This window comes from Phyllobacterium sp. SB3, from assembly GCF_040009165.1.
Lineage (GTDB): Bacteria > Pseudomonadota > Alphaproteobacteria > Rhizobiales > Rhizobiaceae > Phyllobacterium.
Genome location: NZ_JBDYKI010000002.1, coordinates 17,109 through 40,171, shown reverse-complemented (window position 1 = coordinate 40,171; position 23,063 = coordinate 17,109). Strand labels below are relative to the sequence as shown.

The 23,063-nt window shown below is 54.7% G+C and carries 27 protein-coding genes and 2 pseudogenes; 10 read left to right on the top strand and 19 right to left on the bottom strand.

Annotation, left to right across the window (positions count from 1 at the left end):
• Nucleotides 1-18: 18 nt before the first annotated feature.
• The 11 genes from virB9 to ABKW30_RS06625 are packed head-to-tail and all read right to left on the bottom strand — an operon-like array spanning nt 19 to nt 7,921.
• Nucleotides 19-858, bottom strand: coding sequence for a P-type conjugative transfer protein VirB9 (gene virB9 / locus ABKW30_RS06675; RefSeq protein WP_348597721.1), 840 nt, complete (start codon nt 856-858; stop codon nt 19-21).
• Entirely contained in the window at nt 855-1,526 is a 672-nt protein-coding gene (locus tag ABKW30_RS06670; RefSeq protein WP_348597719.1) for a virB8 family protein, read from the bottom strand. The genes virB9 and ABKW30_RS06670 overlap by 4 nt, the downstream gene beginning before the upstream one ends.
• A gap of 1 nt (nt 1,527) precedes the next feature.
• A complete protein-coding gene (locus ABKW30_RS06665; RefSeq protein ID WP_348597717.1) occupies nt 1,528-1,812 on the bottom strand; it encodes a hypothetical protein in 285 nt (94 codons plus the stop codon).
• Nucleotides 1,813-1,850: 38 nt separating this feature from the next.
• Nucleotides 1,851-2,783 carry a type IV secretion system protein gene (locus tag ABKW30_RS06660; RefSeq protein WP_348597716.1) on the bottom strand — a complete coding sequence of 311 codons (933 nt, stop codon included), beginning with the start codon at nt 2,781-2,783 and terminating at the stop codon, nt 1,851-1,853.
• Nucleotides 2,784-2,786: 3 nt separating this feature from the next.
• A complete protein-coding gene (locus ABKW30_RS06655; protein ID WP_348597715.1) occupies nt 2,787-3,020 on the bottom strand; it encodes an EexN family lipoprotein in 234 nt (77 codons plus the stop codon).
• Nucleotides 3,017-3,718, bottom strand: a complete 702-nt coding sequence (gene virB5, locus ABKW30_RS06650; protein ID WP_348597712.1) for a P-type DNA transfer protein VirB5 — start codon at nt 3,716-3,718, stop codon at nt 3,017-3,019. Before virB5 ends, ABKW30_RS06655 begins: the two co-directional genes overlap by 4 nt.
• The gene (locus ABKW30_RS06645) at nt 3,715-6,081 is read right to left on the bottom strand and encodes a VirB4 family type IV secretion system protein (protein WP_348597710.1); all 2,367 of its coding nucleotides are present in this window, start codon (nt 6,079-6,081) and stop codon (nt 3,715-3,717) included. Before ABKW30_RS06645 ends, virB5 begins: the two co-directional genes overlap by 4 nt.
• Nucleotides 6,074-6,412 (bottom strand): type IV secretion system protein VirB3, encoded by a 339-nt coding sequence (locus tag ABKW30_RS06640; protein WP_348598967.1) that lies wholly within the window; start codon nt 6,410-6,412, stop codon nt 6,074-6,076. Before ABKW30_RS06640 ends, ABKW30_RS06645 begins: the two co-directional genes overlap by 8 nt.
• Nucleotides 6,413-6,422: 10 nt before the next feature.
• Nucleotides 6,423-6,722: a TrbC/VirB2 family protein gene (locus tag ABKW30_RS06635; RefSeq protein ID WP_348597708.1), complete on the bottom strand. Its 300-nt coding sequence runs from the start codon at nt 6,720-6,722 to the stop codon at nt 6,423-6,425.
• On the bottom strand, nt 6,719-7,381 hold the full coding sequence (locus ABKW30_RS06630; protein WP_348597706.1) for a type IV secretion system protein VirB1: 663 nt from the start codon (nt 7,379-7,381) through the stop codon (nt 6,719-6,721). The genes ABKW30_RS06635 and ABKW30_RS06630 overlap by 4 nt, the downstream gene beginning before the upstream one ends.
• A 3-nt stretch (nt 7,382-7,384) precedes the next feature.
• Nucleotides 7,385-7,921, bottom strand: coding sequence for a hypothetical protein (locus tag ABKW30_RS06625; RefSeq protein WP_348597704.1), 537 nt, complete (start codon nt 7,919-7,921; stop codon nt 7,385-7,387).
• Between the two features lie 97 nt (nt 7,922-8,018).
• On the opposite strand from ABKW30_RS06625, the gene ABKW30_RS06620 reads away from it, so the two are divergent.
• Nucleotides 8,019-8,369: a MarR family transcriptional regulator gene (locus tag ABKW30_RS06620; protein WP_348597703.1), complete on the top strand. Its 351-nt coding sequence runs from the start codon at nt 8,019-8,021 to the stop codon at nt 8,367-8,369.
• 727 nt (nt 8,370-9,096) lie between these two features.
• Nucleotides 9,097-9,480, top strand: a pseudogene (locus ABKW30_RS06615) (DJ-1/PfpI family protein); the annotation flags it as partial.
• 103 nt (nt 9,481-9,583) lie between these two features.
• On the opposite strand, the gene ABKW30_RS06610 reads toward ABKW30_RS06615, so the two are convergent.
• Nucleotides 9,584-10,144: an MgtC/SapB family protein gene (locus tag ABKW30_RS06610; RefSeq protein ID WP_348597701.1), complete on the bottom strand. Its 561-nt coding sequence runs from the start codon at nt 10,142-10,144 to the stop codon at nt 9,584-9,586.
• A 50-nt stretch (nt 10,145-10,194) separates the two neighbouring features.
• Between ABKW30_RS06610 and ABKW30_RS06605 the strand changes: the two genes are divergently transcribed.
• Complete coding sequence (locus ABKW30_RS06605) at nt 10,195-10,494, top strand: hypothetical protein (RefSeq protein WP_348597699.1); 300 nt, start codon at nt 10,195-10,197, stop codon at nt 10,492-10,494.
• A 57-nt stretch (nt 10,495-10,551) separates the two neighbouring features.
• Here the strand turns inward: ABKW30_RS06605 and ABKW30_RS06600 are convergent, their stop codons facing one another.
• Complete coding sequence (locus ABKW30_RS06600) at nt 10,552-10,731, bottom strand: hypothetical protein (protein ID WP_348597698.1); 180 nt, start codon at nt 10,729-10,731, stop codon at nt 10,552-10,554.
• Between the two features lie 101 nt (nt 10,732-10,832).
• Here ABKW30_RS06600 and ABKW30_RS06595 point away from each other — a divergent pair, with 101 nt between their 5' ends.
• From ABKW30_RS06595 to ABKW30_RS06565, 7 genes and pseudogenes are all read left to right on the top strand, one after another.
• Nucleotides 10,833-11,045 carry a hypothetical protein gene (locus ABKW30_RS06595; RefSeq protein WP_348597696.1) on the top strand — a complete coding sequence of 71 codons (213 nt, stop codon included), beginning with the start codon at nt 10,833-10,835 and terminating at the stop codon, nt 11,043-11,045.
• A 69-nt stretch (nt 11,046-11,114) separates the two neighbouring features.
• Entirely contained in the window at nt 11,115-11,393 is a 279-nt protein-coding gene (locus ABKW30_RS06590) for a DUF982 domain-containing protein (protein ID WP_348597694.1), read from the top strand.
• Between the two features lie 261 nt (nt 11,394-11,654).
• Nucleotides 11,655-12,038, top strand: coding sequence for a hypothetical protein (locus ABKW30_RS06585; protein ID WP_348597692.1), 384 nt, complete (start codon nt 11,655-11,657; stop codon nt 12,036-12,038).
• A gap of 889 nt (nt 12,039-12,927) precedes the next feature.
• Nucleotides 12,928-13,137 (top strand): cold-shock protein, encoded by a 210-nt coding sequence (locus tag ABKW30_RS06580; protein WP_348597690.1) that lies wholly within the window; start codon nt 12,928-12,930, stop codon nt 13,135-13,137.
• A 154-nt stretch (nt 13,138-13,291) separates the two neighbouring features.
• On the top strand, nt 13,292-13,567 hold the full coding sequence (locus ABKW30_RS06575; RefSeq protein WP_348597688.1) for a hypothetical protein: 276 nt from the start codon (nt 13,292-13,294) through the stop codon (nt 13,565-13,567).
• A gap of 759 nt (nt 13,568-14,326) precedes the next feature.
• Nucleotides 14,327-15,277: pseudogene (locus ABKW30_RS06570) on the top strand (IS630 family transposase).
• Between the two features lie 123 nt (nt 15,278-15,400).
• Nucleotides 15,401-16,358, top strand: a protein-coding gene (locus ABKW30_RS06565) for an IS630 family transposase (protein ID WP_348597686.1) whose coding sequence is annotated in 2 segments (ribosomal slippage) — nt 15,401-15,751 and nt 15,753-16,358 — 957 coding nt in all. Because the reading frame shifts where the segments join, the coding sequence is not laid out codon by codon here.
• Between the two features lie 187 nt (nt 16,359-16,545).
• Here ABKW30_RS06565 and ABKW30_RS06560 read toward each other — a convergent pair.
• The 6 genes from ABKW30_RS06560 to ABKW30_RS06535 are packed head-to-tail and all read right to left on the bottom strand — an operon-like array spanning nt 16,546 to nt 23,024.
• Entirely contained in the window at nt 16,546-17,424 is an 879-nt protein-coding gene (locus tag ABKW30_RS06560) for an SMP-30/gluconolactonase/LRE family protein (protein WP_348597684.1), read from the bottom strand.
• A gap of 10 nt (nt 17,425-17,434) precedes the next feature.
• The gene (locus ABKW30_RS06555; RefSeq protein WP_348597683.1) at nt 17,435-18,307 is read right to left on the bottom strand and encodes an SMP-30/gluconolactonase/LRE family protein; all 873 of its coding nucleotides are present in this window, start codon (nt 18,305-18,307) and stop codon (nt 17,435-17,437) included.
• Nucleotides 18,308-18,316: 9 nt separating this feature from the next.
• A complete protein-coding gene (locus tag ABKW30_RS06550) occupies nt 18,317-19,279 on the bottom strand; it encodes a 3-keto-5-aminohexanoate cleavage protein (protein WP_348597681.1) in 963 nt (320 codons plus the stop codon).
• Nucleotides 19,276-20,223: a 3-hydroxyacyl-CoA dehydrogenase gene (locus ABKW30_RS06545; protein ID WP_348598966.1), complete on the bottom strand. Its 948-nt coding sequence runs from the start codon at nt 20,221-20,223 to the stop codon at nt 19,276-19,278. The genes ABKW30_RS06550 and ABKW30_RS06545 overlap by 4 nt, the downstream gene beginning before the upstream one ends.
• A 7-nt stretch (nt 20,224-20,230) precedes the next feature.
• Entirely contained in the window at nt 20,231-21,037 is an 807-nt protein-coding gene (locus tag ABKW30_RS06540; protein WP_348597679.1) for an SDR family oxidoreductase, read from the bottom strand.
• 13 nt (nt 21,038-21,050) lie between these two features.
• Nucleotides 21,051-23,024 (bottom strand): ABC transporter permease, encoded by a 1,974-nt coding sequence (locus ABKW30_RS06535; protein WP_348598964.1) that lies wholly within the window; start codon nt 23,022-23,024, stop codon nt 21,051-21,053.
• Nucleotides 23,025-23,063: the final 39 nt, after the last annotated feature.

Sequence of the window (23,063 nt, the reverse complement as noted above, 5' to 3'; positions counted from 1 at the left end):
CTATTGTGGACTGAATGGTTACATCTTGATGACGCGTTCGACGGAGGGCGACGTTGTATCGGTATCCGGATTGATGCCGAGGCGATCATAGGCCTCGTTAAACACGCACAGCACCTCGCCACCCATACGTAGAATGAACTTGCGGCTGATGGCATGGACCAGCACCAGGTTGCCATCCGTGGTTTTCGGGACGAGGCTTTCAGTGCCGTCGGAGTTTTCCATGTAGATTGCTGGCATGTCCCGGTTGCCGGCAAAGGCGAAAGTGGTGATCTTGCCGTTGTCGTAGACCGCCTGCGGTTCGAGTGTGGCGGTGCCTTGTACGGAATAGCGCCAGTTTCGCGGGCCAAAGGCCTCATGAAGTGCCAGCACCTCATCCGCTTTGCCGGCATCACTTGCCTGCCTGCGTACCGCAGCCTCCAGACGGCGGCGCTCCGCCTCATCGGCCGGATAGCGATATTTTACATAGAAGTAGGTGTTCTGTCCGGCTTCAACCGTGCCGTTGCGCACAGTCAGTTCCATCTGATAGCTTCGGGTCGAACCGTCGCGTCTGGTCGTCACAACCGAGATATTGGTGACCGGCTGGTTTTCCCGCGGCTTGAGAAACAGGATGTTGCCGGCCGGCGCCACCTCCCATGCCACGCTGTTGCCAAGTGCGACGTGAGCGATCTCCTCGCCGGTTGCAAATTCGACCTGAACCGAGGATCGCAGCGTCGCGACGATCCTCGTAATATTGTATGGCTGATAGTCTACGAAACGGACGCGGCTGTCTTGTGATGCGCCGCGGGGCACTTCCAGCGCCAGCCCGGTCGAGCATAGACCCAGGATCAGAGCAGAAACAACCAGGAATCTCTGTCTCAATTTACGGCCTCCGGATCAGCCCGATATTCACTAACGGCAAATCCCAGGGGATTGACCAGCCTGTCGGTGGATGACATCGGCGTATTGACGTAAGAAAAGGTAAGTGTTGCCACCCAGTGCGTGGTACCAACATCATCTCCCCGGGTGATCGTCCGCGTGTAGCGGACAGAAACAACATTGGCGTTGATCAGCGAAATGGATACAATGTTGATGCGTGACACGACGCTGCGGCCGTAAATATTTTGCGGCGAATCCGGATTGCTGCCCCGGTAGAGCGTCGCGAAACGGGTCTGTTCCGGCTGCGCTGACAGCAAGGCAACCGTGCGGAAATTCTCCCTGGCCTCGCTCCAGATGTAACTTTCGCGGGCGCGAACATACCTTGCCGCAAAATATTTGGTGACGGCCTCGTCATAGGTGCCGGGATTAGACGTCAGCGCGGAGACAACATCGACGATCCCGGTCGAATTATCGACGCGAACCACGAAAGGCTCCACCGTTTTCAAGGGCGTAAGTCCTGCAATGGCGAAGACGGATACAACCGCAATAATGCCGGCACAACCGGCAGCAAGCCAGGCAATACGGGCCGAGCGTTCAACCTGGATCAACCGATCCTGATCGAACCGGCGCGCCCTGTCGAAATAGCTTTTGAGATTATCCGGCGTAATCATGTCACTCGTTCTCGCATGGCAGGTATGACGCTGCGACTTCAAAACGTGCAATGGCGGCCGGTGTCACAAAAGCCGGTTCCGCTGCATAGGAAGCAGCACGGCTTGCCGGGTCCGCGGGAATGGCCTTCGACGTCTGCTGTTTCAGTTGACCGGTCGCCTCCCACTGCCACATGGAGCGGTTCAGCGGTCGCCGCGAATAGCCATCACATTTGGGCAGGGTTTGCGTCAACGAGCTGCAGGCGGAGATTATCCCGGCAAGAAGAACCCATGAAGCGATACGAAACATGTGCAAACAACCTGTCCGGTGTCTTGAAGCGAGCATCATCATTCGCTCCTTCCCGCACTGAAGCGTCGCCCCACTGAGCGCGCACCACGCTGGACCGCACGTGCGCTGTGCGACGTTGTCCGGGCAAGGGTCCCCTCGTGAGCGTCGCGAGCGGCGCCATATCCGTAGGTCAAAGATGCCCCGCCTGCCGCGAGCGCTGATGCAATGCCGGGCAACTGATAAAAGACGTAAAGTGCTGCAAGGCAGATGGCGCAGAGGGCGATGGGGCGCATCATAACGTCGCTGTAGCTCTCGATCGCCGTGAAGGTTGTATCGATACAGGTAATCAACAGCGAACCGATCGCGATGACCAGAACCTGGAGTATAACGAAATTGGCAAGCTGACCGATCCAGGATTCGGTGAAACGGCGGGTGGACCGGAACATCGCAAGTGCGACGAAGATTGGGCCGATCGCAAGTACGATGGCAAGTGCCAGCCTCGCATAGAGCGAAACAATGTAGCCTATGGCAGCGACGATGAAACTCGCGCCAATGACCATCATCCCGCCGATACCGGTGACGATATCGACTGGCCACGATGCACGGGCCCAGACCTCGTAGGCGCACTTCTGGCCCTTGTCGAGCAGACTGTCGAAGGTAGAGGCACCTGGCGCGGTACCGGCGTTCAGAGCCTGGGAAATCTCTTTCGGCAGCGTCTCGAAGAACAGATTGGTTACATAGGTCTGGTATTCGCCGGCGTTTCTCACCAGCATGACGATGATCGCAAGCTTGATTGCCCGAAAAGCAAACTCAAGGATAGGCTCCTGCACGGAACCACGCAGGACAATGTAGCCATAAAGGACGACGTAAAGGGTCAACGCCGCAGTGAGTGGACCACTTACCCAATCGGCGATGTTCGAGGTGCCGGAGGAGATGAAGTTTTCCAAAGGCGTCTTGAACTGACCATCCACGAAGCTGAAGACCTCATACATTGCCTAGCCTCCGAACGATTTGCGCATGCGTTCAAGACGCATTTTGCCATCAGCCGCCTGTGCATTTATGCAGTTGGTTGTCCCCTGAAGCTCGCCGGGATTGTTGCGGCATTTGCCAAGAAGCTTCGTAAGCAAAGCATCATCGGCCATCAGTTCATCAACGGTATAGGTCTTTTCTGCCTCGCCTGAACAGGCTGACAGCGCCAGCGCGATGACCGCAAAAATTGCACGTTTCATTTGAGCGCTGCCCCCATTGCGTCCATGCGTTTTCGCCAGTCCTCGGCTTTACGCTGGTCTTCGACCCGCACCTGTGCCTGCTGGACCATCTGCAAACCCTGCATGCGCAGTGCGTCTGTTTGCAGGAAAGCCGTTTCCGCCTGCAGCCGCGTCTGCAGATCGGCAATATCCTTGGCATCGGCAGCATTGGAAATCTGCCGGCGCAGTTGATCGATGCCGTCAATGCGCCTGGTGGCTGTATCGTAAATCTGCTGACCCAGGCTCAACTGCCCTGCATTCTGGTTCTGCAGGCGAGATAATTCCTGAGCATAGAAATCACTGGTATCCGTGCGATAGGTCGAATTCTTCTCAAGGAATTTCGACGCGGATTGACCCAAAACGCCCTCGCCCGATCCTTTAAACAGGCCTTCTATCGCATTGAAATCCTGTGGCAATGCCTTGCGGATTGAAGGATCGTTCAGCAGGCTCGCAACATCGGCCATGTTGGTAATCTTGTTCAGCGCTCCGTAAAGTTGCTGAGCCTCTTTGATTTGCCGGTTGAGGGCGTCGAGCTGAGATTTCAGCTGCGTGATACTCTCGATATGTTTGGCAATTGCCGTCTGATCAATGACGGGAATGCCCTGCGCGTGCGTCATATCTGCCGGGAGCATGACAGCGGCTATCGCAAGCGCCGCCAGTTTTCTGTTCAGGCTGATCATTCCGCTCTCCTTCTTTGTTGAAACACTGGCAGCCAGTCCTCGCGCCGTTCGCCGACTTCGCGACGGATTGCATCGGCAAGTTCGACGTTTGCGGTGCGGCCGGACAATATGGCAAGCTCGTCGCCAAAGCCTCTGAGATTCAGTTCGGCGACAACACTGTTATGCCCTTGCTTGACGATGAAGCGCCGGCTTTCGACCGCAAGTTCGCGTGAAACAAGTTCGAATTCGCGTGCGGTCAGTTTGAAGCCTTCGACGTAGTCTGCACGGTTGCCGCGCGGGTTCGGAAGAAATATCTGCGTGGGGCATTGCTCGATAATCGTGTGAGCGATCGAAGAGACAATGGCATCTCGCGGGCTCTGCGTGGCAAACAGCATGAGGCCGTTCTGCTTGCGGATCGTCTTGAGCTTGTTTTGCGCCAGGTCACGAAAACTTTCATCCCGGAGCGCCTTCCAGAACTCGTCGATGACAATGATAATACGGCGACCGTCGATCAACTGCTCGATGCGGAAGAACAGATAGGCCATCAACGGGATGCGGATTTCCTCATTATCAAGGAAATCAGTCATGTCATAACCGATAAATTTGGCACCGATCCCGATGTCATCGGACTCGTTGTCAAAGACCCAGCCGAGCGGCCCTTCCCTTTCCCACCGCCGTAGTCGCGAGGCAATGCCTTCAGGATCTGTGTTGTTGAGGAACGTGCGCAAGGCGCCGACGGAGCGTCGCTCCCTCGGCAGATCAGCCAATCCGTCGACCGCCGCAGCGATGTCGCGCAATTCCATGACGGTTAGCTCACGCTTTGCCGATCCAGCCAGTTTACCAATCCACTGCGCCAGGAACACTTTATTCTGCTCATTAAGCTCGAGTGCCTTCAGTGGCGCGCAGCCGGTGGGAGCGCCGTTACGCAGCGGCAGGTATGTGCCGCCGACAGCGCGCACGAAGAGATCTGCCCCTCGATCCTTGTCGAAAAATACCATGTGCGGATTGTGCTTTTCGAGCTGGGAGAGCATGAAGTTCAACAGCACCGTCTTGCCGGCGCCCGAAGGGCCGCACACGAAGGTATTGCCAAGATCGCTGTGATGAAAATTGAAATAAAATGGCGAACCGGACGCAGTTTTAAGGATGGCGACTGCCGGCCCCCACTCATTGCCGTCCTTCTGGCCGGTCGGATAGGAATGATAGGGAGATAATGCCGCGAAGTTCCTTGACGTGACGGCGCCCGAACGCGCCCGATAGCGGAAATTGCCGGGCAACTGTCCCCACCATCCCGCTTCAAGCCCCAGGTCTTCTCGGGCGACTACCGCACCGCCATTGGTGAGGTAGGCTCGCGCCTTTGCCATATGGTCAGTAAGGACCTTCACAGATGGGGCAAAGACGGACAACACCAGGTGATGCTCGCCCAGGACAAACCGGTTTGATTCCAGATCGTCCATCGCATCACCAAGCTCGTCGATCTGCGATGCTGCCTTGTCACCGCTACTGACCATCTGGTTTTGTTTCCGTCCCATGATCGACCGGGCATCGGCTTTCGAGGCGAATGCGAAGGATTGCGTCAAAATGAGTTCGAACGGCGCGGTCAGAATGCCGTCCAGCAAACCGCTGCGGGTGGTGGCCGGATATTCCTTGATACCGAACAATCCGGCATATCGGCTGTCAGCCTCATGACGAATTTCGGCGGTTTCGCGACCAAAAATGACCCGATCCGAATAGATTGCCGAGGAGATTTTTCCTTCTGTCAGAGGAACCGGCTCGCGTCGTCCGCCAACGATCTGGTGCAGGACTTCGCTTGGCTCGGAGAACAGAACTCCACCCTGCTCGTAAAGCGACAGAATGCGCGGCTCGAAGCGTTTCAGACCTGCGGTGACATCGGCGATTTTGTCCCGCAACTGCTTCACCGCGTCTTCGTCAGGTTCTGTTTCGAAACCCCGCGCCTTTCGCAGGCGGGAAAAGAAATCAGCGGCTTTCCTGGCTGGATATCGAGCGGGATGCCATATCAGGGACAGGTAAAGATCGTTGCGAAACAGATCCTCGCCCACCATACGTTCACGATATTTGGTATTCAGGCCATGGGAAAAGGAAGTACTGAAATGGCCGTCGGGATAGGTGTTGTCGCGGCGGCGGATGACGTGCGTCCACAGCGCCAGCCGCTCATCGGCGATATTGCGATAGAGCGTATTCAGACTGCGGTGAAGACCGTTGAGGTCCAGGACATCAGACGTTTCAAAAGAGACGCCGTCAACCGCGAGCATCACCATCATCGCTCCGGAATCGAGCGCAATGATCGTCTCGTCGACATGGCGGATATAGGGAATAAAGGTCTCCGGCCCAAGTTCGCGAGACCGCAACGTTGCGATGCTAGGCAAGGTTCAAATCCCTTTCATCATAGTGTCTGGTGAGTTTTAGCGGCGAAAGCGTGGCTCCACGCCAATAGGATGTATTGCGCGACCGTCCCCGGGTTTGGATCCACGCGACGAGAATCCTGAACATGTTGTGATCATGTTTGACCAGGGCCCGGAAGACGAAGTGGAAGACAATGCCGACAAGCGCGTAGGCGATCGAACCGGCGGTAATGTAAAGGATCGTGGTCAGCATGATATTCGCGCCCATCGCCTCCATCGTCACGCCCGCGATCATCGCTGGCCGGGTGCAGGCGAGAAAAAGCATGTCTTCTTCAAGGCTCGCAATGTTCTCCATATCGCTCAACTCAACTCCCGACGATGGTGTTTACCAGTTCGGTGGCACCGAAGATTCCACCGATACCGATGATCCAGAAGCCGGCGCGGCGCAGATCCATGTAGCCAAACATCCATGCTATGCAGATGATGATCACGGCTATGACCGCCAGCAGACGGGCGATGTTGCCAGTCAGCATGTCAACGATGTTCTGCAGAACTGTTTCGATACCGGCTGCTTGAGCAAATGCCGGTTCAACCAGGCAGGCGACAATTGTGATCGCCGTGACAACAGAGGCTGCAGCAGGACGAATACCGGTTTTCGGGTTCATTCACTTTGCTCCGGCTGGTTGTTGTTGAAGACAAGCACCGATGATCGCCGTCGGGAGCCGTAAACATCCCATGACGCGGCTTCGGTGGCTGGCGAAAGAGGTTTTGTCAGGGGCCGCGCAACATGACTGTGGGACCGATCGATAGATCTGGCCTGCTCATGCGGCTCCGCAAGGACCAGAGCATCAAGCTTTGGAGCCAATTTCTTCATCTCCTGGCGAACTTGTTCGTCATACCTGACCGTGGCACCGAGGGAGGGATCATTGCGGCCATAGTAGGACTGGAGCATCACTGTCTCGGCCTGTGCCGCCGTGGCGCCGCCTCGAAGGGCGAGCCGATAATAGCCATCGAGAAGAGTGGCCGTTGCCCTGAGGTTCAGGCAGGGTTCGAACGCTTCCGAAATCGAGAGCTTCAGCTTGCGGAGTTCCTCCACGCTGATAGCGCCAAGACCGATCTGGACATCCTGGTGATCGGCGACGAGAGATGTCGCAAGTTCAATTGCCTCAGCTTTCGATGTCGGCTGCGCGGCAAGGGGTTTGCCGCTATTGGTGCGGATGGCGAAGGGCTGAAAACCACTCTCCAGACTGATGACACCTGCAAGCGTCTGCACTTCGATCACCGGCGCGCAACTTTGCGCGATTTCTATGAAAGCGGCGGCCATCGGTCAGTACCACACCCTGTGCGAATCTTTGCCATCGATGCTGACATCGACATAGTGCGGTTGCGATCGCACATTCGGGCGCTTGGTCGGATATCCAACGCACTGGTAACGGTTCCCCTGCCGCCGCCAGTGCGGCGACAGAACCGGACGCCCGTCGATCGTAGGATCACTTCTGTCTGAGCAGACTTCACTGCGCACAGGCAGCAAGGCTGTCGATACGCAGGTTGCTTTGCGTCCGCGCCTGTCGTAATCGCTTTTCAGTCTGTATGCCGTTTCACAGTAGTAGGGCTCATAGCCTGGACGGGAACTTTGAAAGCCAACGCCGCTGCATGTCGGGAACGCGTGGCCCCTGGCCAGTTCCCGCCAGAGTTTCTGGATCGGCGGCCGGCATTGCCCATATTGTGTGGGGCCACCGGGATTGGAGAGGCACAGGATAACCTGACATCCCCAATCACTTGCCTGGGCTTTGACAACAGGAGCAAGATAGAGTGGTGTTATGCTGCAGGTCGCAAGCAATAAACTGAGCAGAAGGTTTTTCATGGAAAGCTCCCTCCGAAGCGGTAGAAGACAGTACAGACTGGAGATGCCACTCCGGTCATGCGCGTTTATACTATCTTATATAACACAGTAAAATCTGATGGCAAGAGCACTTAAATCACAATGGCACAATCTCGCCTTTTCAGGGCTGATCCTGCATGAAATCCTCGATCACCCCATTGAGGACGAAACGCCCCAGGCAAGGTTGAAGCAGGTTGGCATGATGACAATCCTGTACAGCATGAACCAGGCCCACCAACAGCTAACCCTTTCCAATATAATGGAAATCACGGCTTTAACGCGCAGTGGCGTCAAAGAGACCGTTGATCTTCTGGTGAAGCGGGGAATATTGGAAGAGACGATCGTGAAGAACTCTATGGGGCGTGGAACGGCGCGTCAGTTCAGGATTTCCGAGACGCTTCTGGAGAAGCTGAGCTCCTTTGCGCCTTAATAATCAACGGATTTTAAGTGACTTTTTTAGGATTTTCAGAACTGTGATTGGTAGAAGACGTCGTCACGTCCGGGACAACGACAAGGGCTGCTCTCATAGCGAATCAGGTTTTTCGTTAACGCTGAGGACGAACAGGCACGCCAACAAAGAGACGAAAACAGAAATGAACAGCGCCCATCAGGCAGTTGCAAGCGCGTGCCTGTGACATGCGTGAGTAAAGCAGGCGCATCGCAACAGGACCTTGCGACAAGAGGTCTACGCGGATTTTAGGGCTTCGGTCAGTAAAAACCGCGACGAGCAATTGGAAGCAAAGTTATAATAGTGGCAGTTTTGTCCGTACCATCGGAGGGGTACGTTCGATGAATGAGCTCATTGCTTTTATGTTTATAACTATTGCCCAAATACTCATTACCACTCAACAGAGCTCCTATTTAACAGTTTGGCGGCATAGATCGCGGCTGTTGACAGACAACCAGCGAACAGAACGTTGGACGATAGATCCAGGCAGGACAACCTCGATCGAAAATGCAAGCGTGGAGATGTTGGCTCGCCATCGGGAAGCATAAGGTGGGTGAACCGACCTGCTCTCACAGAAACAAGCTGGCTTTACGCCAAGTTTGTAATGTTTCGCATCAAGCGCTTTAACCAATTATCGTGATATTCACTCTAACACACTGTTTCATAAGTTAAATTTATGAATCTTGGTCTTACGCGAGAAGTGATGCATGTCGATCTGTTGGCGTCAGACGTTAACGTTGACGAGTTTGACGCTTTGGTTTTGCCCCGCGGACAGATCAATCCGGATGTTCTGCGCCGCGACGATGACGCAATGCGGATTGTCAAAGATTTCCTTCGCTCAGGAAAAACCGTAGCCGCAATATGTCATGCTCCGTGGCTGTTGGTTGAAGCCGATGCTCTTCGCGGAAAGAATGCCACCTCTTATTGGTCAATCAAGACAGATGTTAAAAATGCCGGGGCCAGTTGGAAAGATGAGGCCGTCGTGACCGACCAGGGGATTATTACCTCCCGTTCTCCCGAGGACTTGCCCATGTTTGTCGACAAAATTGTCAAGGAAGTCGAAGAAGGAACCCACGATCGCCGTGCAGCATAACGGATTCATCGTCAGCTTTTACGCTTCAAGTGCGCGAAGTCGGCGATTCGATAACCTATAATCTGAACGGCAGTGGTTTTCTTTCATAGAGATGGCCTGATATCTATTGTCCGGCCATGTCTCCTTCTGTGTCCAGACTGAGGACAGGATAATGCTTGCTCAGCGCTGTAATCAAGTCCGTGGGAGGCGCGCCAGTCCCTGCCCTTCGCCACCGTATTTCAAATGTGACAACGATCCCGGCTCCGTCGCCATTCCGGACCAGCTTGAGGAAATTCGTCGTATATCCGAGTGGCGCAACAAGAGCCTCGATATCCGGCACTGGATCCTTGTCGTTATCGACCTTTATGGCAAGCAGGGCCTTATGCTCCCTGCGAATGTGTGGATTGGCCCATTTAAATATCCATAATACCAGGAGTGTGATAGCCACAGCTGCCCCTGCGAGCTCCAACTGTCCTCCACCAAAGGCGAGGCCTATGGCGGTCACGACCCATATTGTGGCTGCCGTTGTAACTCCTATGACCAGATTACCACGCTTCAAGATAGCGCCGCCGGCAATGAAACCCACGCCAGTCAGAATGCCCAAGGGAAAGCGCAGAACATCCGTGGCCAGATCGGAACCGCCAGACTTGGCACCTGCAGCCAGAAGGAGATTTGCCTGGATCATCGCGACATTCGCCGCCAATCCGACAAGAATTGTGGTCCGGAATCCGCCGCGTGACCGCTGGCTTCTCGGTTCAAACCGATAAGCGCACAGCCAACAACGGTCAGGACCAGCCGAATGTGGCGCAACTGGATTTGCAGCGGCCGTTGAGCAAGGAATTGCGCGACAGGCTAATAACGACCATCTGCAGTTTCATGGAGCGTGGCATTGCAGACGCCGGCGTTTTAGGAACTTTGGCCTGCAATCGCGAGCGAGCATTGAGAGCCAAAGCAGAGAAGAACAAGCGTATCGCCGAGCGCCGGAAGAGGAAGGAATTGCGCAAATCTCGAAGTGGCAGTTCTGCGCCTGAATAGATCGCGCAGAACTGACTCGCAACAAGAGCCTTTCCGACTCATGAAGTATTTAAGGGCTTAGCGCAGGCGTGGCTCTGCTTCCTCCAGACGGTCCAGCAGCTCTCTAAAAACGTCATCATTGGGAATTATACTGAAGCGGGTGCCCATTGCTTCTTTGAAGGAGCGATCCCTCATCTGTTTGAGCAGGAGCACCTTGCTGGTGTGGTCATTTTTGATTGTTTTTTCACCGGAAGACACTCCACTTCTCAATGCGACAACAGTCTCAAACGTCCGTTGTTCCATTGCACCGGGCGAAGGTGTAATGGAGTCTGAAGCAAGCGGTCTTGGGGGATTGCAACATGAGACGTCTGAACCACAAACTGGAGTGCAAGGATTGCGGAACGATCTATCTTAACATTCCGGACGATGTGAATGGAACGACGGCCATTGCATGCAGCACGTGTGGCCAATTTCTCGGATACTGGGGTGAACTTTCCCGCGATTTCGACCGACAAGGCGGACAAGATGGGATTTTTGAACTCAAGGACGGCCAGATAGAGCGCAAGTCCTAGCGGAACCGATTGGCAGCACGCGTCGTTCTCCGACTCATGGAAGATTTACCGTTCAAAGAAGTAACCGTGATGACCCGCCAAGTCGGGAGCATGAAGGTCATAACCTCCATCATGCAGGCGGCAGAGTTCATTGTGAACGAATGGCCGGGAACTGATAGCGAAAAGCTGGACATTGCCAAGCATGCACTGATCAAATGCTATGACGGGGAGATGTCTCCCGGCGTTGTCCGTATGGCATTCATAGAAGCTGCCAAGGAAGCTGATATCTACGTCGAAGCTCCGGGCCGTCCGGTATCAACCGGCAAGGCGGAGAAATGGCGCAAGGGCAATATGAGGCGTAGGGCGTAGGAGCATACTATGAATAGACAAGCAGCTTGGATACTCGTGGCAATGGTGGCTCTTGTTGTGATCGCATTTGTCGTATTGAGTCCACTTCAGAACAGATCGACGGATGCGCAGCCCTCCCCTCACGCGCTCGACCAAACTCAATAGCTGGAAGCAAAAAAGAGCCGCCTCATCCCGAAGGACAGAAACGAGGGATAGATTGACAACGTTGTGCATGTGAATGTTTGATGTGCGGAATCGGGCCGAACAATCTGGAGGGGACGAATGCCCAGTTTCAACATGAGATATATTCTGATCGCGCTTGTACCGCTGGCTGTTGCCGGTTGCGTCAGCTCTGAAGACCAGCGAGCAATGGATCGGGATAAGTGCGCTTCATATGGCTATCGACAGGGATCAAACAGTTTTGCTGACTGCATGATGAATCAAGACCAGAAACGAGCCGACGACCAGCAGCGCACAATGGATGACCTGGAACGACAGGATCGAAGAGACCGGAGGCGACTGAAAGATCTCGAATCCACTGCCGGGTCTAACATCATCGATGACCGGCCCCAGTACGATAAAGACGGCAGTCCGAATTTTGACATTCAAGGCAACTATCAAGGATGCCATGGTATCGGCTGTAAGGTCGACAACCCGGATCAGTGACACCCAGTGAGCAAGTGATGGAAGTGGGTACAAACCGCCGAAAGTTCTGACGCTTGCATGTCGCTGGTATTTCGCGCATGCCATTCATCGAAGCTGCCAAGGAAGCAGATATATACGTTGAGGCCGCTGGCCGTCCAGTATCAACCGGCAAGTCAGAGCAGTAGCGCAAGGGCAAGTTGCGGCGCGGGGCGTAACATTGGCTGAAATTGTTTCTTACATTATTGTGACTTGATCGGACGCGTTCGATGTCGCAGTCTGTGTAAATGCTTGACCTCATCATTATAATTGGATGCGTTGGTGCAACTTGGCTCGGATGCGCCTACTTCCCGCGAAATCCGCTCGGCTAGACTAACAATTTCACCTGTTTGCAGCCTGCACGCCTGTCGCCACACAAATGAGGATATGCATTGTATTGGTTTGAATGGATCCTCCACTCCTTCGCCGCGCTTGCGGTATTGGCAACGGCTGCAGTGGGAGTGAAGGAATCCAGTCGCTTGCATCGACGGCGCGTGGAGCGCGAGCAACGAAAGAGCGATAGAGCGCGGCGCTAGAGAGATATACAAAGCGCCGTGCACCATCGACTTGATGGATTGAGAAAGATGCGACGCATTAACCTCGCTAGCGAGGCCGTATCGGAAAGGTACTCACAACAATTATTTACTGTGAAGTAATCCTGCCGGAGATATATGAGCAGAGCCCGGCCATCTGAAGGTAGTTTGACATGGCCAAGAATTCAGCGTAACTGTCAGTTCTCGATATTGCTTGTTAGACTTTTGTTATCGCACGATGGCAACGTGCCCTGGACGAACTTCCCCCTTCAAAATCGAAATCATCATCCGCTATGCTTTTTTGCATTGCGGTCTCTATAATTGCTATGAAAGGGTTCGTTATGACCACTGGCACAGTTAAATGGTTCAATTCCACAAAAGGCTTCGGCTTCATCCAACCAGACAATGGCGGGACCGACGCGTTTGTCCATATTTCCGCTGTTGAACGAGCAGGTTTGCGTGAGATCGTAGAGGGCCAGAAGGTCGGATATGAACTCGAACGCGACAACAAGTCCGGTAAAATGTCTGCTTGCAACCTGCAAGCCATCTAATAGTTGGTAATCGCTTTCCTTTGATCACGGATGTACTGGCACTGTCGTAAGCAAATTACCCAAAAGGTCAGGCAATTGTCTGGCCTTTTTCATTTCTAGCGGAGACTTTCAGAAGCTTTCCCGCAAACTCAGAATACTCAAAAGAGAGGTTTGAATGCCAGATTCAAGTAGTGAGTTGCACGCAAGCAATACTGCTTGGCAAATTGCCATGCAGGAGATTCTACGGATAGTTGTTCGAGATATCTATAAAACGGGCGATGAGGGTGTTTTCAGATCTCACATCAAGCGCATTGAAGAGGCAGCAGTGGACAATATCTACAGTGGATTAATGCTTCGGGGCTCGGATCAATGGACAGAAACGCTTGTCAAAGAGAAAGCTAGCAACTTCGTGACGACACTACTCACGTCATTTACATACGATAAAGCTTAGCCCTGTTTGCGGATACTGTGGGGGCGAAAAGGATACTAGCGCCCCTCCCTGATGTAAACACTAGATGTTTTCCTTGGTGATGATTTATTGTACGTTGGGAGTGCTGATTACGGGTCAGCAGAGGTCTGATGCAGATTTCACTCCAGAGGTTCCAGCATCAGACCTCACCTTTAATCTCTTGTTGAGGATACTGGGTCAGAGTGTTGCAAGCTGACAGGCGCAAAACTTCAGCAAGAAACCGGTCTGCCGCTTAGTGTATTGGCAGGCCGGTTTTGCTTCCCATTCCCATTGTCTGTTGCTATGACTGCTCCTGCTGGCCTCTGCCAAGTACAGTGTGGGGCCCCGGGGATATCTGTCGTAGGAAGCAGGTGGAACCGGGCCTCGACCCTAAGCCCAAGCTAAACACATTGAGCTAGGCCGCCCATCTTGAACATTTAATAAAATTTGAATTAACTGGTCTATGCCATCCCCCCGAGACGGCAAAACGATCCCAGCGCTGATTTTGAACTAGCCCTTTGTCGGCGCTGGGATTTCCGGAACCTATTGGATTGGTGCGTGTTGGTTAAAGGCTGACTGGGGATAATGGTCAGCACGGACCCGGTGCACTCTCCTGCCCCAAGCATAGTTGCATCGGGTCCACACTCTCCTGAATGCAACAAGCCCGTTCTTTGGCGCTAGAGCGTCGGCTTTTCTGACAGAATCGAGATGCTTTTCTGAAATGTGATTTCGTGATTCACTTCCTGCTGGAGGTGATTTGCAATGACCAAGGCTTGCTCGCTTGATCTTCGGCAACGCACAGTGCGGTTTGTAGAGGCAGGTCATTCCCGTCATGCGGCTGCCCATCATTTTGGCGTCTCGGTATCGTTTGCTGTAAAATTGATGGCCTCTTTCAGCGCTACCGGGAGCGTTGCAGCCAAACCGGAAGGTGGCTGGCGATATTCGAAACTGGACCCGCACCGGGCCTTTCCGGTGCGCCGCATTGCCGAGAAGGATGATATTACCATGCGGGAACTTGCCGGAGAGTTTGCTGCTTCGGGCGTTCAGATCACGCCTGCAGCGATCTCCCGCCGGTACCGGCGCAATGGCTACCGTTTTTAAAAAGACCTAGCTGGCCAGCGAACAAGAACGACCGGACATCCGATACGCCCGTGAGACCTGGATCCATGGCCGCCAACCTGTCATGCAGAACAATACCCATCGCCTTGTCTTTCTGGATGAAACCAGCACAAACACCAGGATGGTACGGTTGCGTGGACGGTGCCTGAAAGGTCAGCGGCTCAAATCCCATGCACCCTTCGGACATTGGAAAAGTCAGACCTTCATTGCCGGTCTGCGATGTTACGGGCTGACCGCACCATGGGTCATTGATGGTCCAATGAACCGCATCACTTTTGATACCTATATCGAGACCCAACTTGCCCAACCCTTGAACCTGGCGATGTGGTCATCCTTGATAATCTGCCTGCCCATAAAAGCATGCTCGCAGAAGCAGCCATCCGCGAACGTGGTGCCTGGATGCTCTTTTTACCGGCCTGCTCGCCAGACTTGAATCCAATCGAAATGGCCTTTTCAAAACTTAAAGCCCATCTACGAAAGGCTCGCGCGAGATTCTTTGATCTCCTCATCGAGGCCATCGGTGATATCTGCAATCTCTACCAGGCTGAAGAATGCTGGAATTACTTCAAGGCAGCAGGCTATGCACCACATTAACGGCACGATGCTCTAGGCCAATGAGGTCTCGCAACCAGGCAGCTAGAGCGGAACGCTGATTCTGTGAATCAGATGTCTTCCGTTGATCGAAGAACTGTGATTCAACCAGCCTGGAGGTGTCTCATGGGTATATGTCGATCAGAGGATTTGCGTCTTCGTGTTGTTGAGGCGGTTGCAGCAGGCAGTTCGCGCCGAGCGGCCGCACAGCGATTTGCGGTGAGCGTGAGTTCAGCGATCCGCTGGAGCGCACGTGCAGCCAGCGAGGGCGCTCCGCGACCCCGCAAGCAAGGCCGCCCAGCAGGCAAAGGTCCTTTGGCGGATCATCTGGATTATCTGGTTGGGGTGGTTGAAGCCACGCCGGATATCACCATGCCGGAACTGGCGGCACGGTTGCAGGCGGACCGGAACGTTGTTGCGGCCAATGCATCGCTCTCCAAACTGCTCTGCCGCGCCGGGTTCACATATAAAAAAACAGCTGATGGCATCGGAATGCGCACGCGCTGATGTTGCCGAGCGACGAAGGGTTTGGATCAACCGCAGGCAGCCGCGGATGCGGCGGCAACCATACCGGCTGGTGTTCATTGACGAGACTTCCGTCAACACCAAAATGACCCGTCCAAGAGGGCGGACAAAGAAGGGCAAGCGCCTCAAGGCCAGTGCTCCGTTCGGCAAGTGGGGAACCCAGACATTCATTGCCGGCTTGCGCCATGATGCGCTGACCGCCCCTTGGGTGATCCCGGGTGCAATGGACCGGGAGGCCTTCAATATCTACATCGAAACGCAACTGGCTCCGACGCTTGCTCCCGGCGATGTCGTCATTCTTGATAATCTCTCGGTTCACAAGAGCGCCAAGGCCGAAGCCGCTGTACGTCAACGCGGCGCTTGGATGCTCTTCCTACCGCAATATTCGCCCGATTTGAATCCGATCGAAATGGCCTTTTCAAAACTGAAAGCACACTTGCGAAAGGCTGTCGCCAGATCCTTTGATCTCCTCATCGAGGCCATCGGTGACATCTGCAATCTCTACCAGCCTGAAGAATGCTGGAATTACTTCAAGGCTGCAGGTTATGCACCACATTAACAGCACGATGCTCTAGCACGGACCCGATTTCTCCTTGGTCACGGGTGCTTCCATGCGGTCAATTTTTCTGACGAGCACCCGGAGCTATTGTAACTTGCGCGGAATTTCCAAACCATTTCCGACCGCTTGAGTATCCGAGAGAGGCAATGCGGGGATAGCAGATCGCTGCAAAAAATCCTCTGCTGGTTCAACCAGCGAAACGCGGCTCAGAAACTCCCTTGATCCCCAGTCCCGTGATTGTAAACAAGCTGCCGCGCAGGACTCCATCGCCCGGAAATTTTGGCAATGGCGGCTTTGCCATGGATGTCACATAAATAATGTCCAAGTCCGGACCGCCGAACATAATACTGGTGACTTTTTTCACCGGCATATCGATAATGCGGTCTACCGTTCCATCAGGCCGGTAGCGCACGACCTTGCCATTGTAGACTTGTGCATTCCACAAGCAACCTTCTGCATCGACCGTTGAGCCATCGGCAGCACCTCCTGTCGAGGTATCGACCTTGGTAAAGGTCCGGCGGTTGGACACGTTGCCGGTGGCTTGATCATAATCATAGACCCATATCTCACCCGACCAGGAGTCGGCGAAATAGAACAGACTTCCATCCGGGCTCCAGCATGGGCCGTTCGAAACGATGATACCATCATCGAGCTTATGTACACTGAGGTCGGGATCGACACGGTAGAGCGCGCCGTTCGGACCGCTTTCCATCATGTCCATTGAACCGGCAATAAATCTTCCCTGTTTATCGACCTTGCCGTCATTGATGCGGTTACCCGACTTGTCCGGTTCGGGATCGTGGATGAGTTCGAGGTCACCGGTCTTGAAATCGAGCAGATGAAATCCACGCGCCAATGATACAATCGCGCCATTGCCGTCCTTGCGCAGCGCCATTGAGCCGATCTTCATCGGAACATCCCAGCAGCGGATTTCCCGGCCATCTGCTGTGGCACGAAAAACCCGGCCGTCAAAGCTGTCGATCCAGTAGAGCCGCTGTTGCTCAACGTCCCACAAAGGGCCCTCACCCAGCGTAGTCTTTACGTCCACCACCACATCGATTTTCATGTTCTTTCCCTTATCCCTTGAAACGCGGTTCCGGTAAACCGCGAACGCCAAGCCCATGGACAGCAAACATGCATCCGGCCTCGCGTTCGCGGTGGTATTGGTTGTTGAAGGGCCGAGCCATCGACGTAACGAAGGCGATATCAAGCTCCGGCCCGCCAAAGGTGATACTCGTGGTCGATTGCACAGGCAGACCGATAATACGATCGATCACCCCGCTCGGGTCAAAGCGAATGAGCCGCCCGGAATAAACCTCGACGCTCCAAACGTAGCCTTCCGCATCGACAGTTGCGCCGTCGGGATAGCCGCGTAGGCTGTCAAGAGTTGTAAACACGCGACGCGATCCGACATTACCTGTAGTGGTGTCATAGCTGTATGCATAAATCACCTTCTTATGACTATCTGCAAAATAGAGCGTCGAACCGTCGGGACTGAAACACGGCCCGTTCGAGCAGATGATGCCGGTGTCGAGTGTGTGCAGTGAAAGGTCAGGATCAAGGCGGAACAGTGTACCGACCGGATCGCGCTCCTCGAAATCCATCGAGCCAGCAACAAAACGTCCCTGACGGTCAACCTTTCCATCGTTGAGGCGCGGACGAAGCTCTCCCGGGTGGGTCTCACGCAGCAGGCCAACGGCCCCTGTTTCGAAATCCAGTGTGTGAAATCCATTGCGCAATGAAACGACAGCGCCACCCTGTTCGCGCAATGCCAACGATCCAACCGGCTCCGGCAAGTTCCAGGTTTTGCGGTCGTTGCCCTTGGCATCGCAGGAATAGACCGCAGGCGCGTAGGAATCTAACCAGTAAAGGCGTTGTTCCTCGACATCCCATAGTGGACCTTCGCCGAGCTGGTTCCGATCCTCGCTGAAAACCTCGATCCGCAGCATTGTATCCTCCTAGAACGCGACCATGTCGCCGCCCTTGAGTTGCAGTATTTCTCGCGCATCATCCGGTGTTGCCACCTCCATGCCGAGCCCTTCGATGATCTTGCGTGCAAGCAGGACTTGATCGGCATTCGACTTTGCCAATTTTCCCTTACCGGCCCAAAGGCTGTCTTCGAGGCCAACCCGGATATTACCGCCGAGCGCTGCCGCTTGGGCAGCAATGCGAAGTTGGCTCGATCCCGCGCCGAGCACCGACCAGCGATAATTGGCACCAAAAAGACGATCCGCGGTCCGTTTCATGTGGGCGACATCTTCAGGATGAGTCCCGATTGCGCCAAGAAGCCCAAAAACGGACTGCACGAAGAATGGCGGCTTGACCAAGCCCCGATCGGCGAAGTGCGCGAGATTATAAAGATGGGCGATGTCGTAGCATTCGAACTCAAATCGCGTGCCGTTGTCGTAGCAGGTCGACAGAATATATTCGATGTCTTTGAAGCTATTTCTGAATACCAGATCGCGTGTTGCCTCCAGATGCGGTTTCTCCCAATCGAACTTAAACTCTTTGTATTTGTCGACGAGGTGATATAGCCCAAAGTTGATTGAACCCATATTGAGCGAAGCTACCTCTGGCTTGAAAGTTGCCGCTGGTTTCACCCGCTCCTCAACCTTCATATAGGGACTGCCGCCGGTGGTGATATTGATTGCGGCATTGGTGTTCTGTTTGATCCGCGGCAGGAACTTGGCAAAAGCCGCCGGTGTTTGATCCGGCTTGCCGGTTTCCGGATCGCGCGCATGCAGATGCAGGATCGCCGCGCCCGCCTCGGCCGCAGCGAGCGCTTCCGCCGCTATCTCATCAGGTGTAATGGGCAGATAGGGTGACATTGTCGGCGTATGGATCGCACCGGTTATGGCGCAGGTTATAATGATCTTGCCCTTTGCGCTCGAACCGCTTGTCAGTCGTGTTGTCTCGCTCATTGTCCGAACTCCCGCGTTGATTTCTTCTTGTGGACTGCGAGCGCCATGAGGCGACGATCGCGCCAGATTTGCCGATCGACCAGTCTTTCTTTTGGTAGCTTCTCGCGCCTTCCGGCCTCCACGGTCTCCAGCACGTCACCTGCCCAATCAACACGGCGCTGCATCTGGGGGAACAAGCGCTCATAGATTATTTGATAGCGCTCAACATAGTCGCGTACACCGCCAGGTGCATTGAGATCGATGGTCTCGAATGGCCCCATGAATGACCAGCGGAGTGCAAGTCCATCACGAATGCCGATATCGACATCTTCGACCGTCGCATATCCATCAGCTACGAGACGGAAGGCTTCCTCAAGCAATGCGCCCTGCATACGGTTCATGATAAACCCGTCGAGTTCGCGTTTCATCACAAGCGGCGCGTGGCCTGCCGCCACCAAAAACGCGCGGGTCCGTTCGACGACCTCTCTTGACGTCCAAGGTGCTGGAACCACTTCGGCTGCTGGAATAAGATATGGCGGGTTGATGGGGTGAACCACGAGACAACGCTCGCGGTTTTTCAGGTGCTCGGTGAACTTCGACGGCAGCAAGGCTGAAGTCGAGCTAGCGATAACAGCTGACGGGTCGGCTGCCTCGTCAAGAAGCGAGAAAACCTTGATTTTTGTCTCAAGATTCTCCGGGGTATTTTCCTGGATGTGGACCGCGCCCGCCAGAGCCTTCACCAGGTCTGTTTCCGCAACGATGCGCGACAAGACCGCCTCCGGCGAGTTCCCATTGAGCAGATCGTTTTGCTCAAGATCGACAAGCACATCGGCAATATATTCATGGGCCTTGGCCACGGCATCCGGCGCCTGATCCCACAGGCTTACCTCAAAGCCGGCACGAGCAAAACTGATGGCCCATGCTCTCCCGATGAAACCGCTACCGATGATCGCTGTCTTTTCCATCTCGACCTCACAGAGTTTCGACATTGCCATCAACACCGAGCGATTGGCCCGAAATGTTGCTGCCGGCATTGGATAGCAAAAACGCGACCATCGTTGCGACATCGTAGGGACTGACCATCCGCCGCAGCGAAATTGTCTCCAGATAGCGCCCGGTCATTTCCTCGTGCGAGACGCCAAGTTGCTTGGCACGGTTGCTGATGACGTTTTCCATGCGCGGTCCTTCGACAATGCCGGGCAGGATCGCGTTGACGCGAATAGCGTGCGGTCCGAGTTCCTTTGCGAGGCTCTGGGTGAGACCTATCACACCGAACTTGGCTGCAGAGTATGGCGTGCGAAAAGCATAACCATGCTTGCCGGCAGCAGAAGACATATTGACGATCGATCCCTTTCCAGACGCCTTCAACATGGGTACAGCACGGCGCGCGCAGAGAAATTGTCCAGTCAGGCAGATGTCGATGCAGCGGCGCCAGTCTTCCGGGTTGATCTCGTCGACGCCGCCGGTCGGACCGGAAATCCCGGCATTGTTGATCAGCGCATCGAGACCGCCCAGCGAAGAGGAGACTTCCTCGAACATACGGTCGACATCTTCCTCGCGGGAGACATCAGCCAAGGTCGCATGCGCCAGCGATATGCTGTTGTGCGCTTCGTTCAGCAGCGATTGGTCTATGTCACAGATTGCGACACGGGCGCCAAGCCCTGAAAGGGTCGCAGCAATTGCGTAGCCAATGCCAGAGCCTCCGGCCGTCACCAGTACTCTTTGTTCACGCAAACCGCCAAGGAACTCTTCTGCAGATGCCGGAGCAATCCTGTTCATAATTCGTCCTTTCCTAAGATCGCTTCTCACGAAGCGCAATGACCGCAGCCAGCACCACAAGACCAAAGAGAATCGCCCGTGTTGCATATGGCAACGTCGTTCCCGCCAGGAACATTTGCAGCGCGGTGAGAAGCAACACTCCGCCCAACATGCCGAGATAATGGCCCCGACCACCGGTGATCAGTGTTCCACCGACCACGACGACCGCAATTGATGGCAGCAGATAATCATCGCCCATGCCGAGACTCGCTTGCCCCGAAAAGCCGGTGAGTAACGCTCCGACAAGTCCTGCGCAAAAGCCGGAAAGCACATAGACCAGAATGAGCGTGCGCCCGACGGCGATGCCCGAAAGCTGGGCAGCCCGCAGGCCATTGCCGATGCCGTAGACCCTGCGTCCAAAGGCCGTGCGGCCGAGCAACAATACGGCGGCGATTACAAATAACACCATGAATGGAACGACCGGAGTAACAGCCAAGATCTTGCCCGTCATAAACCAGCGAAGCATCGGAGAGGAAAAACCGGCAGGCGTTCCTTGGGAATAAACAAGCGCAAATCCCTGCAGGATGCCGTTCATCGCCAATGTCATCACGATAGGCGATATGCCAAGTGCGACGATACCTACGCCATTGATGAAGCCTATGAGGCAAGCAACAAGCAGGACCGCAGGCAAAGCATAGACAAGAGCCGCGTCAGAACCATTGACGATGCCTGCGAGCAGAATGCCCGTTATCCCGATGGTCCAGGGAACCGAGAGGTCAAGCCCGCCCGTCAGGATCACCGTCCCCTGCCCCAAGGCCAGAATAGCGAGGAACGCGGAGAGCACAGCCAGAGAATTCCAGTAGGTCGGGTTCAGGATAGCCCGTCCGAGCCAGAGCTGAGTTACAATGACGACCGCCAGGAGACACAGATAGGCTGGCAGCGCATAACGGATCGTTTCGCTGTTTCGCGACAGGAATGATGAGGCAACCGGTTTGCCCGCCGCAGACGATGGCATCTTCATTCGCCGGTCGGTGCGATCGAGTTGCGAGGGCAACAAGCCCTGACACCACGCGCTGTACTGGGCTCGCGCACCGCGCAACTGCTTGGCGAGTGTCGAACTATAGGAAATCGATCCAGCGAGTACTGCAAGGATCAGGATGGTTCCTTCAGCTATGGTGGAATAATAGGCCGACACATTGAGAACCAGAAGAATATTCACAACCATCATAAGGATATACGCGCCGAAAACCGTGCCAAGCGGTCCACCACGGCCGCCACCAAGGCGCGTGCCGCCAACAACGACCGCCGCGAACATCGACAGAAGCAGTGGGTTGCCAACCAGTGGATCAGCGCTACCTGTCTGTGCGCTGATGAAGACACCGGCCAGGCCATAGCAACCTCCGGCGATCACATAGACCAGGAATTTGGTGAGCTTGACCCTCACACCAATGGCCGCAGCTGCGTCGGGATCGCTCCCGACAGAGTAGATCGCTGCCCCGAACCGCGTGCTTTTCAGCCAGAGCCAGGCGAGCAGAACGACACCGATCAGCACCAACGGCATAGGTAGCCATCCAGGGACTGCGTCACCCAGGTAGAACGTGCCTAAGTCAGGCGCGACGTACCCTCCGGGCTTATCCATGACCAGCAGGGTCAGGCCCTGGATAATGAACATAGTCGACAGCGTGACCACGATGGGCTGCAATCGCAAAAATGCGATGAAAATTCCGTTGAACGCCCCGGTCAGCATACCAACACCAATACCCACACAGGTCCAGTACAGCACACTTGTCTGCGCCGCCGCCGGATCCATACTTTGAGCAAGGACGACATTGACCAATGAAATCACCGCACCGGCTGACAGGTCGAAACCACCGGAAAGGATGACAATCGTTTGTCCGATTGCAGCAATCGCCGATGTTGCGCCGCCACTCGACAGAAATGAAATGTCGAAATAGCTGAGCGGCCCGGTGCTGACGAAATCAACTAAAGCAAGGAGACCAAGAAACATGGCGATAGCGATGAGCACGCTGCGTTTTTCCGCAGATAT